Origin of the sequence: Embleya sp. NPDC050493 (genome assembly GCF_044458105.1) — a bacterium.
Classification (GTDB): domain Bacteria; phylum Actinomycetota; class Actinomycetes; order Streptomycetales; family Streptomycetaceae; genus Embleya.
The window spans coordinates 308,652-321,245 of sequence record NZ_JBITHP010000002.1 but is presented as its reverse complement, the minus strand read 5'-3'; the positions used below and the strand labels follow the sequence as shown (position 1 = coordinate 321,245).

13 protein-coding genes and 2 tRNA genes are annotated in these 12,594 nt (G+C 71.1%); 4 read left to right on the top strand and 11 right to left on the bottom strand.

All coding sequences use genetic code 11. The features are described from left to right. Window positions 1-177: 177 nt before the first annotated feature. Entirely contained in the window at window positions 178-837 is a 660-nt protein-coding gene (locus tag ACIBM5_RS04765) for a lysoplasmalogenase family protein (protein WP_396005391.1), read from the bottom strand. Window positions 838-1,236: 399 nt separating this feature from the next. After that, window positions 1,237-2,214, bottom strand: a complete 978-nt coding sequence (locus tag ACIBM5_RS04760) for a helix-turn-helix transcriptional regulator (protein ID WP_396005390.1) — start codon at window positions 2,212-2,214, stop codon at window positions 1,237-1,239. Window positions 2,215-2,276: 62 nt separating this feature from the next. Between ACIBM5_RS04760 and ACIBM5_RS04755 the strand changes: the two genes are divergently transcribed. Beyond that, the gene (locus ACIBM5_RS04755) at window positions 2,277-3,449 is read left to right on the top strand and encodes an epoxide hydrolase family protein (protein WP_396005389.1); all 1,173 of its coding nucleotides are present in this window, start codon (window positions 2,277-2,279) and stop codon (window positions 3,447-3,449) included. Between the two features lie 93 nt (window positions 3,450-3,542). Here the strand turns inward: ACIBM5_RS04755 and ACIBM5_RS04750 are convergent. The 3 genes from ACIBM5_RS04750 to ACIBM5_RS04740 form a co-directional block, all read right to left on the bottom strand. Next, window positions 3,543-3,615 (bottom strand) — tRNA-Ala (locus ACIBM5_RS04750). An 11-nt stretch (window positions 3,616-3,626) separates the two neighbouring features. Continuing rightward, window positions 3,627-4,403 carry a rhomboid-like protein gene (locus tag ACIBM5_RS04745; protein WP_396005388.1) on the bottom strand — a complete coding sequence of 259 codons (777 nt, stop codon included), beginning with the start codon at window positions 4,401-4,403 and terminating at the stop codon, window positions 3,627-3,629. Between the two features lie 62 nt (window positions 4,404-4,465). Beyond that, entirely contained in the window at window positions 4,466-5,419 is a 954-nt protein-coding gene (locus ACIBM5_RS04740; RefSeq protein WP_396005387.1) for a GlxA family transcriptional regulator, read from the bottom strand. A 134-nt stretch (window positions 5,420-5,553) separates the two neighbouring features. On the opposite strand from ACIBM5_RS04740, the gene ACIBM5_RS04735 reads away from it, so the two are divergent. Then, complete coding sequence (locus ACIBM5_RS04735; RefSeq protein WP_396005385.1) at window positions 5,554-6,192, top strand: HD domain-containing protein; 639 nt, start codon at window positions 5,554-5,556, stop codon at window positions 6,190-6,192. Continuing rightward, entirely contained in the window at window positions 6,189-6,641 is a 453-nt protein-coding gene (locus tag ACIBM5_RS04730; RefSeq protein WP_396005384.1) for a nuclear transport factor 2 family protein, read from the top strand. The genes ACIBM5_RS04735 and ACIBM5_RS04730 overlap by 4 nt, the downstream gene beginning before the upstream one ends. Before the next feature lie 49 nt (window positions 6,642-6,690). On the opposite strand, the gene ACIBM5_RS04725 is transcribed toward ACIBM5_RS04730, so the two are convergent. The 6 genes from ACIBM5_RS04725 to ACIBM5_RS04700 form a co-directional block, all read right to left on the bottom strand. Further along, window positions 6,691-7,680 (bottom strand): SDR family NAD(P)-dependent oxidoreductase, encoded by a 990-nt coding sequence (locus ACIBM5_RS04725; protein ID WP_396005382.1) that lies wholly within the window; start codon window positions 7,678-7,680, stop codon window positions 6,691-6,693. A 190-nt stretch (window positions 7,681-7,870) separates the two neighbouring features. Continuing rightward, a tRNA-Ala gene (locus tag ACIBM5_RS04720) sits at window positions 7,871-7,943 on the bottom strand. 145 nt (window positions 7,944-8,088) lie between these two features. After that, the gene (locus tag ACIBM5_RS04715) at window positions 8,089-8,850 is read right to left on the bottom strand and encodes an SDR family NAD(P)-dependent oxidoreductase (RefSeq protein ID WP_391582876.1); all 762 of its coding nucleotides are present in this window, start codon (window positions 8,848-8,850) and stop codon (window positions 8,089-8,091) included. Between the two features lie 57 nt (window positions 8,851-8,907). After that, complete coding sequence (locus tag ACIBM5_RS04710; protein WP_396005381.1) at window positions 8,908-9,684, bottom strand: glucose 1-dehydrogenase; 777 nt, start codon at window positions 9,682-9,684, stop codon at window positions 8,908-8,910. 116 nt (window positions 9,685-9,800) lie between these two features. Continuing rightward, on the bottom strand, window positions 9,801-10,556 hold the full coding sequence (locus ACIBM5_RS04705) for a glucose 1-dehydrogenase (RefSeq protein ID WP_391582878.1): 756 nt from the start codon (window positions 10,554-10,556) through the stop codon (window positions 9,801-9,803). Between the two features lie 190 nt (window positions 10,557-10,746). After that, complete coding sequence (locus tag ACIBM5_RS04700; protein ID WP_355544145.1) at window positions 10,747-11,886, bottom strand: LLM class flavin-dependent oxidoreductase; 1,140 nt, start codon at window positions 11,884-11,886, stop codon at window positions 10,747-10,749. A 118-nt stretch (window positions 11,887-12,004) separates the two neighbouring features. Here ACIBM5_RS04700 and ACIBM5_RS04695 point away from each other — a divergent pair, with 118 nt between their 5' ends. Then, entirely contained in the window at window positions 12,005-12,580 is a 576-nt protein-coding gene (locus ACIBM5_RS04695) for a helix-turn-helix transcriptional regulator (RefSeq protein WP_391582879.1), read from the top strand. The last annotated feature ends 14 nt before the right edge of the window (window positions 12,581-12,594 follow it).

The following is a 12,594-nucleotide window of genomic DNA, read 5'->3' as shown; positions in this document are numbered from 1 at the left end:
GGTAAGCAGCAGTACGGCACGCATGCCCTCAGGTTACCGCAGGCGGCCCGAGGTTACTTCAATACGGTCGCGGCCCGGTGACGGCACCCGGGCCGACGCGTTCACGGTCCCGAGGCGGCCGGGTGGCGGCACCGGCGCGGCCACCACGGTCCCCGGCCCCGCGCCGCCACGGTCCGGTCACAGCCCCGGAGCCGGCCCGGTGGACAGCGACAACACCAGCAACATCTGGGCGAGGTGGTAGGCGACCACGATCAACACCGGCGCGTACGGCGTCGGGGCACGGAACCGGTTCCAGCCGACCAGGGTGTCGCAGACGTAGAACAGGAACGCGCCGGCCACCGCACTCGGTCGGCCGGTGGCCGCCGCGGCGACCACCATCAGCGAGACCACGCCGACGTAGAGCAGCACCATGCCGACGTAGGTGGGCGCGCTCTCGCGTGCGCCGGTGACCAGGCGCACCGCGTAGGCAGCCGCCGCGAACAGCACGACCACGATGCCGGCGGCGGCCCACAACCAGGACCACCCCATGCGTTGGAAGCCCGCGACGTAGCCGACGTGGGCGAGCAGCGAGGCCGCGACCGCGCCGGCGAACCAGCGCGGGGCGAGCAGGTCGCGCAGCAGCGACAGCGCGAGCGCGACGCTGAACAACGCGCGCAGTGCCCCCTCGACCTCGTCGAACGACCAGACGACGACCACCAGGGCACAGATCACCGCGGCCTTCAGGAGGCGATCGAGGGGGAGCCGATCGAGCGGGAGACGTCCCCGGGCGACGACCACCCAGTCGGCGACCGCGAGCAGGCTCGCGAGCACCAGCACGAGTACTGCGGTGAGGGTCACGTCCGGCGACACTACTGGCCGGAAACCGGACCATTCGCCCACTCGTTCGACCCGTCACGCAACCGTGACGGGAAAGACCTCAATCGTGATCACCCGGTGCCCGCGGAACCGGTCCGCGCCCGCTCACCCACCCGCCGGCGCCCGCTCGGATCCGACCGATCAGGGCTCCGACGAAGCGGCCGGCCCGCGCATGCGCGTGGCCGCGCTCACATGCGCTCGAAGCCGCGAAACAGTTCCCAGTCGGTGACCGCCGCGTCGTAGGCGGCGAGTTCGACCCGGGCCGCATGTCGGCGCCGACCACGGGCACGTACGTGGCGACGGCCATCGAGCGGGTGCGGCTCGAACTGCTCGTACCGTTCGCGATCGACATCGACTCGGCCTCGCCGGCGCGCCGAGTGTTCAGGCCTGCGGCGGATGCGGCGGCGTCGCTCGGGCGTAGCGGGTGGCCAAGGTGCGTAGGTGGGCGACCAGTTCCGGAGGGTCGGTGACGTCGAAGTCGTGGCCGAGCATGCCCAGGTGCACGGCCAGGTTGTCGAGCGAGTCGGCGCCGGTGTCCAGGACGCAGGTGTCGGCGTCGATCGGCTCGACCGTGCCGACGGCCGGGTTGATCCGGTCCAGGACCTCGGCGGCGGGCGCGTGCACGAGGACGCGGGCGCGGTGGCGCCACGCGGCGGCGGAAACCTTGCCCGCGACGTAGGTCGCCGCGTCGCCGTCCGGGTCCTCGCGCGGCGCGAACCTGGGGCCGGTGGGGGTGCGCGGGGTGATCCGGTCGACCCGGAAGGTGCGCCAGTCGTCGCGGTCCACGTCCCACGCGACCAGATACCAGCGTCGGCCCCAGTTGACCACGCGTTGCGGCTCGACGGTGCGCCGGGTGACCTGCCCGGCGTGGTCGAGATAGTCCAGGCGCAGCCGCTCGTGGTCCCGGCAGGCCGCGACCAGGGCGGTGAGCACATCGGTGTCCACCTTCGCGCTCGGCCGGTCCGCGGGCACCGGCACCGCGTACCGCTGCAACGTCCGCACCCGTCGGCGCAGCCGCGCCGGCAGTACCTGTTCCAGTTTGGCCAGTGCCTGTATGGAGGTCTCCTCCATGCCCGCCATCGCGCCTCGGGCGACCGTGCCCAGCCCGATGGTGACCGCGACCGCCTCGTCGTCGGTCAACAACAGCGGCGGCATCGCGGCGCCGGCGGCCAGCCGATAGCCGCCGGTGGACCCGCGGGTGGCATCGACCGGGTAGCCGAGTTCGCGCAGCCGCTCGACGTCCTTGCGGATCGTGCGACCGGTCACGCCCAGGCGTTCGGCCAGTTCCGAACCGGGCCACTCCCGCGAGGTCTGGAGCAGGGACAACAGGCGCAGCAGGCGCGCGGAGGTTTCCAACATTTTCTCAGCCTGACGCTTCAATAGGAACGTAGTGTTCCCAATGGGATCCTAGTCTTCTTCTCATGGAGACCAGCAGCAACACCGCAGCCGAGACCGTCACCGCCGACGCCACCGCGATCCGCCCCTTCCGGATCGGGGTTGCCCAGGCCGAACTCGACGACCTGCGCGATCGCCTCGCCCGCACCCGCTGGGCCGCCGACGTCCCGGGCGTGCCCGGCTGGACGCGCGGGGTGCCGGCGGACTACCTCCGGAGTCTGGCGGCGTACTGGGCGGACGGATTCGACTGGCGCAAGGCGGAGGCCCGGCTGAACGAGTTCCCGCAGTTCGTCACCGAAATCGACGGCCAGGAGGTCCACTTCGCACATGTGCGCTCGGCCCGTGCCGACGCCCCCGCGCTGTTGTTGATCCACGACTGGCCGGGCTCGTTCGTGCAGTTCGTCGACGTGATCGAGCCGCTGTCGCGCGACTTCCACGTCGTGGTCACCGACACCCCGGGCGTCGGCTTCTCCGGCCCGCTGTCCGGTCCCGGGTGGAACACCGGCCGGATCGCGGGTGCGTTCACCGAGTTGATGGCGCGCCTGGGCTACGCGCGCTACGGCGTGCAGGGCAACGGCGGCGGTGCGTGGATCGCCGGCGAGATGGGTCGGATCGCGCCGGAGAACATCATCGGGATCCACGTCAACGGCCTGGTCACCTTCCCGTCCGAGGACCCGGCCGACTTCGTCGGGTTGACCGAGGGCGAACAGTCCAGGCTCGCCCGGCTCCAGGAGTTCCGGGACGACAAGATGGGCTTCAACGCGATCCAGTCGACCCGGCCGCAGACGCTCGCCCACGGGCTGCACGACTCCCCGGTCGGCCAGCTCGCGTGGATCGTGGAGAAGTTCAAGGAGTGGACGGACACCGCGAGCGAGCTGCCCGAGGACGCGGTGGACCGGGACACCCTGCTCACGAACGTCAGCCTGTACTGGTTCACCGGCACGGCCGGTTCCTCGGCCAACCTCTACTACGAGATGGCGCACGACCCGAGTGCGTGGGCACCCAAGGAGCGCGGCACGGTACCGACGGCGGTGGCCGTGGCGCTGCCGCAGGACGTGGCGATCCGTCGGTTCGCCGAACGCGACCACAACGTGGTGCGCTGGACCGAGTTCGAGCGCGGCGGCAACTTCCTGTCGCTGGAGCAGCCGGAGCTGCTGATCGGCGACATCCGGGAGTTCTTCGCGGAGCTGGACCGGTAACGCTCGTCGAACCGATCGGGCGAGCCGAAACGATCGGGCGACCCGAAACGACCGAAGGCCGCTTCCTGAGGGAAGCGGCCTTCGGGATTGCCGTGGAGCTACGGAGAATTGAACTCCGGACCTCTTGCATGCCATGCAAGCGCTCTACCAACTGAGCTACAGCCCCGCGTGAATACGTCACAAGTCTACCGGGTCGGCCGCAGTGCTCACGACCAAGGGGGTCCGCAGCGGCGCCGGTTTGCGCAGCGGCCCGACCATCCGCAGCAGCACCGCGGCGGTGAGGCCGCACAGCGTCGCGAACAGGTGGCCGAAGTCCCAGATGGTGTGGTCCACGATCACCGGCAGGCCGACCGAGACGAACATCACCGCGGCGCCCGCGAGGCGGATCCAGCCGGACATGATCAGCACCGCCGCCGCGCACGAGCCCACCTCGACGTAGCTCACCCCCACATCGGTCGCGAACGCGATCCTGTCCGGGAGACGGCCCGCCTCGATCGCCCCCTTCTCCACGGCGGCCGTCAACAACGACCCGAACACGTGCCCGCTCGCCCCGATCAACAACATCCTGGGCGACCCGTAGCGGCGTTCCGCCCAGGCCACCAGCGTGCCGAACACGACCACGTAGCCGGCCAGTCCCGAGCCGTGGTCGGCGACCCAGAACGCGCTGGTGAGCAGCGCCTCCAGCGGATCGTCGCCGAGCCGGAGCAGGTTGGTGCTGTTCAGCTTGGTGAGCAGGTCGATCAGCCGGGGCGGGGACGTGCGTTGCACCACGGTGGACGCGGTGAAGACGGCGATGTAGGTGAAGGTGATCGGCGCGGACAACACCCACGCGTGCAACCGTGCGGTCCACGGGCTCAGCACCCGCACGCAGCGCCGGGCCCAGCCCCAGCGGCGGCCGAGACCGCGCAGTACGTACCACGCGACGACAAGGCCCAGCCCGAGTCCGACGGTCACCCGCCTCCGGTGCCCGCACACGATCGAACGCAATCGTGGGGGGGTGGCATGGGGGCGAGGGGCTACGCCGTGGTGCGGAAGCGGGCGCGGTAGGTGGAGGGGGTGATGCCGAGGCGGCGGAGGAAGGCTCGGCGGAGCGACTCGTCGCTGCCGAGGCCGCTGTGGGTGGCGGCGGCGGTGACCGTGGCGCCGGCTGCCAGGAGGGATTGGGCTGCCTCGATGCGCACGGCCTCGACGTAGACCGCGGGGGTCGAGCCGACCCGCTCGTGGAACAGGCGGGTGAGGTGGCGTGGGCTGAAGCCGCTCAGCCGGGCGAGGGCGGGCAGCGAGTGGTCGGCCGTCGGGTCCGCGGCCACCGCGTCCAGGACCGGGCGCAGCGGGTCGTCGGCGCCGGCGCGGGCCCGGGAGGGCACCGAGAACTGCGATTGGCCGCCCGGTCGGCGCAGGAACACCACCAGGTCGCGGGCCACCTCGCGGGCCAGATCGGCGCCCTCGTCGGCCTCGACCAGGGCCAGTGCGAGGTCGATGCCGGCGGTCACCCCCGCGGACGTGTACACCGAGCCGTCCCGGACGAAGATCGCGTCCGGCTCGACCGAGACGCTCGGATACCGCCTGGCCAGCACCGCCGTGTGCCGCCAGTGCGTCACGGCCCGACGCCCGTCGAGCAGCCCCGCCCGGGCGAGCAGGAACGCGCCGGTGCACACCGACGCGATCCGCCCGGAGGTCGCGGCGAGCGTGGTCACCGCCTCCAGGAGTTCCGCCGACGGCGCCCGGTGCGGGAAGTCGACCGACCCCGGCACGACCAGCGTGTGGGCGCCGTCGATCTCCGCCGCGGCCGCGTCGACCACCAGCCGGGTGCCCGCCGACGTGGTCACCGGCGCGCCGGTCGGCGAGCACAGCGTCAGCGTGTACGCGCCGCCCAGCCGCTCAGCCGTGCCGAACACCTCCAGGGGCGCGGTCACGTCCATCAGCCGGACCCCGTCGTACCCGAGCACCGCCACGTTCCTTCGTCGCATGACCTCGACGCTACCTGCCGGCCGTGTCCGAATGCGAGGGATCGGTGTCCGGATGGACATGGCGCCGATCGGGCCCGCGGAGAGAGGCTCAAGGCACCGAAACAAACCGCCTCGCCTCGGAAAGGACCGCCCTCATGCCCGACCGCATCGCCGACGTCGACATCCCCGACAGCGCGCTCGCCAAGGAGGCCACCGAATTGGTCCGGGACACCGCCGGACCGCTGCTGTACGACCACTCGCGCCGCGTGTACCTGTTCGGCGCCCTCCAGGGACGCCGAAGAGATCTGGACTTCGACCCCGAACTGCTCTACGTGGGCGCGATGTTCCACGACCTCGGGCTGACCGCCGGGTACCGGGCCTCGCAGCAGCGCTTCGAACTCGACGGCGCGGACGCCGCCCGCGACTTCGTGCTGCGGCACGGCCTGTCCGCCGACCGCGCGCGGATCGTGTGGACCGCCATCGCGCTGCACACCACCCCGGAAATCCCGACCCGGATGGAGCCGGAGGTGGCACTGGTGACCGCCGGCGTCGAGCTGGACGTGCTCGGCCTGGGCCTCGACGACATCCCGGCTCCGGCGCGCGCCGCCGTGGTCGCCGCGCACCCCCGCCCGGACTTCGAGCGGAGGATCCTGCGGGCCTTCACCGAGGGCATCGAACACCGCCCGCAGACCACGTTCGGCAACGTCAAGGCCGATGTGCTCGACCGGTTCGTACCTGGCTTCGAGCGAACGAACTTCGTCGACGTGATCGAGCAGTCGGGGTGGTCGGAGTGAAGCCGCCGCTGCCCCCGTTCACCGAGGCCGACGCGCGGGCCAAGGTGCAGGCCGCCGAGGACGCCTGGAACACCCGCGATCCCGAACGCGTCGCGCTCGCCTACACACCCGACTCGGTCTGGCGCAATCGCGACCGGTTCGTCACCGGGCGCGCGGCGATCGTGGCCTTCCTGACCGAGAAGTGGGCCCGCGAGCACGACTACGCACTGCGCAAGGAACTGTGGGCGTACACCGCCGACCGGATCGCGGTGCGCTTCCAGTACGAGTGGCACGACGGCGCGGGCGGCTTCCGGCGCAGCTACGGCAACGAGTTGTGGGAGTTCGCCGAGGACGGTCTGATGCGGCGGCGCGAGGCGAGCATCAACGACGTGGTGATCGCCGAGGCCGACCGCCGCATCCACGGGCCGCGCCCGGTCGAGGAACACGGGATCACCTTCCCGCTCGCGTGACCGCGCCGGGGCGGGGCGGAGCCGGGTGGAACCGGGCCTGGGCCAAGGCCTAGGCCTGGTCCGCGCGGCTGCCGCACTCGGCTGCCCACGGGTGGGTCAGTTCCTGGCAGCGGCGCCAGAACCAGGCGCGGTCCGGCCGGCTCTCCCGGGTCGCCGTCCGGTAGTGGGTCGGCCGCGGGGCCCGGTCCTGCCAGAACAGGCCGGTCTCGCGGCCCGGTTCGTCGGCCGCGCACAACCACACGGCGGTGTCCGCGCCCTGTTCCGGAGTGCGCAGCAGGGGCGCGGTCAGCCGGCGGAAGGTCGGCATCGACGCACGCAGGCCCGGGGTGTCCACCCACCCCGGGTGGGTGGCGTGCACGACCGGGCCGCCGGCGCCCAGGTGTTCGGCCCACAGCTCGGTGAGCACGACCTGCATGCGTTTGGTGCGCGCGTACGCGACGGTCGCCCGGTACGGGCCGCGTTGGTACTCGATGTCGTCCACCGGCAACCGCTGGGTGTACATCCCGCCCGAGCTCATCCACACCACCCGCGCGCAGGACGCGGGGTCGGCGGCCACGAGGCGGCTGAGCAGGTGCGGCCCGAGCACGTGCACGGCGAGCGACAACTCGTGTCCCTCGGCGGTCTCGGTGCGCTCGGCGGGCATCGCACCGGCGTTGTGCACCAAGGCGTGCAGCGGGCCGTGTTCGGAGCGCAGCGCCTTGGCGAACCTGGCCACGTCCGGCAGGCTGCCCACGTCGCAGCGGCGCACGGTCGCCTCGGCGCCCGGGACCCGGTCCAGCACCCGCCGACGGGCCGCCTCGGTGCGCTCCTCGTCACGTCCGACCAGGACCACGGTCGCGCCGAGCCGGGCCAGGCCGGTCACCGCCGCCTCGCCGATGCCGGAGGACGCGCCGGTCACCACGACGGTCCGCCCCTTGAGCGCCGCCGGCTCCGGATCGCCGGGAAACCCGGCCCGCCGGCGCACCCCGTACCCGATCCGGCTGTATCCGGGCACGATCGTCCGGTCCATCGCCCGCTCCCAGAACCGACTCTCCGTCATCGCACGCTCACCTTCGTCGTAGTCACGGAGAGACCATGCCCGGTACGGGGCTTTCATACTATTTACGGCGGACTCGGCGCCGACCCTGCCCCCACCCGTACGGCGCACGCCTGGTCCGCCGCCCACCCACGAAGCACCCGGATACGAGAAAGACCGCCTCCCGGACGGATCCGGGAGGCGGTCTTGTCTGTGGAGCTACGGAGAATTGAACTCCGGACCTCTTGCATGCCATGCAAGCGCTCTACCAACTGAGCTACAGCCCCGCTATTCAACTGGGCCGACCGGCTTACCCGCTCGACCACGAGTACTTTACACGCTCCCCCGCGCCGCATCCAAACGCCTTTGCCGGGGCCGGTCCCGGGAGGCCCCGGGGTCCGCGGTGTGTCCCCCGCGGACCCCGGAGGCGACTCAGAAGCTGCCGACGGGCCGGGTCATCCCGGCCATCGCACCACCGTCGACGACCAGCTCGGTGCCGGTGAGGTAGGACGCCGCGTCGGAGGCGACGAAGGCGACCACCTCGGCGACCTCCTCCGGCGCGGCGATCCGGCGCAGCGGGACGGACGGGAACCGGCCCGCGCCCTGTTCCAGGCCGACCGCGGCGATCATCGGGGTGTCGATCGTGCCCGGGTGTACCGAGTTGACCCGGATGCCGTGCTCACCGACCTCCAGGGCGACCGTCTTGGACAGGCCGCGTACGGCCCACTTGGTCGCACCGTAGGCCGCATGCCCCGGCATGCCCTCCAGGCCGGCCTGCGAGGAGATGTTGACGATCGAGCCGCCGCCGCGCTCCTTCATCGCGGGCAGCACCGCCTGCATCCCGTGCCAGACGCCGAAGAAGTTGACCTGGAGGATGCGCTCGACCCGCTCGGGCGTCTCGTCCGCGAAGCCCTTGGTCCAGTAGATCGCGGCGTTGTTGACCAGGATGTCGAGGCCGCCGAACTCGGCGACGGCGACGGCGACCACCTCGGCCCAGTCGGCCGGATCCGAGACGTCGTGCCGGACGAAGCGCGCGGCCTCGCCCAGCTCCGCGGCGATCTTCGTACCCTCCTCCACCAACAGGTCGGTCAGCACGACCCGGGCGCCGTGCGCGACGAACAGCCGGGCCTCGGCCGCGCCCTGGCCGCGTGCGGCGCCGGTGATTATCGCGACCTTGCCGGTCAGATCCGCCATGGGATGCCACCTTTCCTCGATCGATGCGAACGCTGCGACGTCACGGCCGCCATCCCGTCAGCCGCCCATCACGTACTTCACCGTCGGCCCGGTGGTCCAGCCGCCGTCCACGGCCAGCTCCGCGCCGGTCACGTAGGACGCGGCGTCGGAGAGCAGGAAGGCGACCGCCGAGCCGATCTCGCTCGGCTCGCCGACCCGGCCCATCGGGGTGTTCGGGTAGTTGCCCTCGCCGCGCAGGATGCCCACCGACGAGGTCATCGGCGTGTAGACCATGCCGGGGTGCACCGAGTTGACCCGGATCCCGGCCGTGCCCAGTTCGACCGCGGCGACCTTGCTCATTCCGCGCACCGCCCACTTGGACGCGCCGTAGGAGCCGGTCATCGCCAGGCCCATCAGGCCGGCCGCGGAGGAGATGTTGACGATCGAGCCGCCGCCGCCCGCCTTCAGGTGCGGGATGACCGCCTGCATGCCCAGCCAGACGCCGGTCAGGTTGACCTTGATCACGAACTCGAAGTGTTCGAGCGTCTCGGTGTCGAACATCGCGCCGGTGGACACGCCCGCGTTGTTGACCAGCCCGTCGACCCGGCCGAACTCGGCGATCGTGAAGTCCACGACCGCCTTCCACTGCTCCTCGCTGGTCACGTCGTGCTTGTGGAAGCGCGCGTTCGCGCCCAGGGCGGCGGCCGTGTCGGCGCCCTCGTCCAGCAGGTCGGAGATCACCACGCGCCCGCCGCCGGCGACGACCTGCTCGGCCGCGGCGGCGCCCAGCCCGCGGGCGCCACCGGTGACGATGACGACCTTGTCGGTCAGGTTGGGGCCCTGGAGTTCAGCCATGATGCGTTCCTTCGATCTGTGCCTGCCGACTTCTCGGCTCGCATTTGCATAGTACAACTAAGCAAATCCGACGAACAAACGAACGGTTGCCGAGTGGCCACCGCGTGCCGCGGCCGTTACCCCCGCACCGGCGGCACGATGCCCGCCATCGAGCCCCCGTCGATGACGAACTCGGTCCCGGTGATCCAGGAGGACTCGTCCGACGCGAGGAAGACCACCAACTCGCCGATGTCCTCCGGCTCGCCGACCCGACGCAGCGGCACGGTCGGGAAGTTGCCCGCGCCGCGCGTGAAGCGGTTGCCGATCATCGGTGTGTCGACGGCGCCGGGATGCACCGAGTTGACCCGGATCCCGTACTCGCCCAGTTCCAGCGCTGCGGTCTTGGTCAGTCCGCGGATCGCCCACTTGGAGGACCCGTAGGCCGCATGCCCCGGGATGCCCTGGAGCCCCGCGAGCGAGGAGATGTTCACGATCGACCCGCCGCCGTCGGCCCGCATCAGCGGGGCCACCGCCTGGATGCCGTGGAAGGTGCCGAACAGGTTGACCTTGAGAATGCGATCCAGCCCCTCGGGCGTCTCCTCCAGGATCGGCTTGGTCCACAGGATGCCCGCGTTGTTGACCAGGACGTGCACACCGCCGAACTCGCGCACGGCGACCTCGACGACCGCCGCCCAGTCCGCCGCATCCGAGACGTCGTGGCGCACGAACCGTGCCGCGTCCCCGATCCCGGCGGCGACCGCGGTCCCCTCCTCCACCAGCAGGTCGGTCACCACGACCTTCGCCCCGCGCGCGGCCAACAACCGCGCCTCGGCCTCGCCCTGCCCCCGCGCCGCCCCGGTGACGATCGCCACCTTGCCCCTCAGATCAGCCATGCGTACCGCCTCCGCAGGTTCCGTCCTCGACCCGACCACAAACCGCGCCCGACAAGCGGCCCGGCCGGACCCGGTCCTCCGCACCGGATCCGACCGGGCCGGTCTCGTCCGGGACGACCACGGCGTGCGTACCACGCCCCGAACGAAGTCTCGATCCCCGTGCACCGACCCACCGGGGCCGGCCCGCCCGTCAGGCCCCGTACTTGGCCCGGAAGTGCGGGATGACCTTCTCGCCCCAGATGCGGATCGTCTCCATGCAGTCCTCCTGCGGGATCGTGCCCATCTGGATCAGGCACATGATCTCGTCGGCGCCCGCGTCGATCAGCTTCTGCACGTAGCCGATCGCGTCCTCGGCCGTGCCGTAGGCGTGGTTGATGTTGTACGTGGCGGTCGCGTTCACCGTGACCGGGATCTTCGCCTCGTGCAGCATGGCGACCTGCTGCTCGGCGGCCTCGTTGATGATCGCCACCTCGTCCCGGCCCTCGACCACGGCCTCGTCCGGGATGCCGGACTTGCCGCCGGAGAACCAGTGCGCGATCGACTGGGCGAAGAAGCGCTGGCCGCGGGCGCCCACCTGGCGGGCGCGGGCGCCGTCCTCCGAGACGATCGTCGGACACAGCGCGACCAGGTGGTCGTTGGTGACCGAGGACACGAACCGCTCGCCGGTGCGCTCCTTGATCGCGTCCCGGTAGATCTGGTTGAGGTTCGCCACCTCCTCGGGACCGGCGAACCCGAGCACCAGCGCGCCGACGCCGTACTCCGCCGCCTCGACCAGGCTCGGCTGCTTGCTGCAGGCCAGGAACAGCGGCGGGTGCGGAGTCTGCACCGGGCGCGGCAGGATCGGGTGCGAGCCCTCGATGTCGAGCACGTCGCCGTGCCAGACCAGTTCGTCCTGCTGCCACGCGGCGCCGATGATCCGCAGCGCCTCCTCGACCTGGGCCTTGGTCTGCTCGATGTCCACCCCGCACAGCGAGGACTCCTGGAGCGTGCCGCCGCGGGCCGCGCCGACGTCGAGCCGGCCGCCGGAGAGCGTGTCGAGCATGCCGATCCGCTCGGCGACCCGGGCCGGGTGGTTGAAGTTGAACGGCATGCAGACCGCGCCGTGCGCGATCCGGATCCGGCTGGTCCGCGCGGCCACCCAGGTCAGGAAGATCTCCGGAGCGCTCATGTGCGAGTACCACTTGGTCGAGTGGTGCTCGACCGCCCAGATCCGGTCGAAGCCCATCTGCTCGGCGTATACGGCCTGATCCACGGAGTTGAGGATGACCTCGCGCTCGTGCTCTGCCGTGGGGTTGGCCATCTGGGCTTCGAAGATCATCGAGAACTGCATGCCGTACTCCTGGTGCGCGAGGCGTGGAATACTTCAATTAGATATATGACGACCAGTCAGGTCAATAGGCGGCTGACGTAGAATCAGAAAAAGTTGACGCGTACCGATGGAGGCCACGATGACGGGGGATCCGCTCCCGAAACTGCCCGCAACCGCGTGGGCCGTACTCGGCCTCTTGTCGTTCCCGGGCGAGCGCTCCGGATACGACCTCAAGAAGTGGGCCGACGCGTCCCTGCGCTTCTTCTACTGGAGCCCGGCGCTGAGTCAGATCTACAGCGAACTCAAGCGCCTGGAGCAACTCGGCTTCGCCGTCTCCCGCATCGCGTCCCAGGACGAACTGCGCAACAAGCGGCTGTACAGCATCACCGCATCCGGCCAGGAGGCCCTGGCGGCCTGGACCCGGGAGACCCCGGCCGGACCGCCCGTGCTCAAGCACGGCGTCGCACTGCGGGTCTGGCTCGGCCACCTCAGCGAGCCGGAGGAACTGCGCAAGACACTGGTGGAGCACCGCGACTACGCGGCGGGCACGCTGGACGAGGTGCGCGCGAGCGAGGACTCCGCCCAGGACCGCTGGCCCTTCCCGGCCCTGGTGCTCAAGTGGAGCGAGCGCTACTGGCAGGCCGAACGCGATCTCGCCGACGGCATGCTCGCCGACCTGGAGGAGTTGTACCGCAAGCAGGCCGGGGAGGGCTGAGCACACGCACCGCC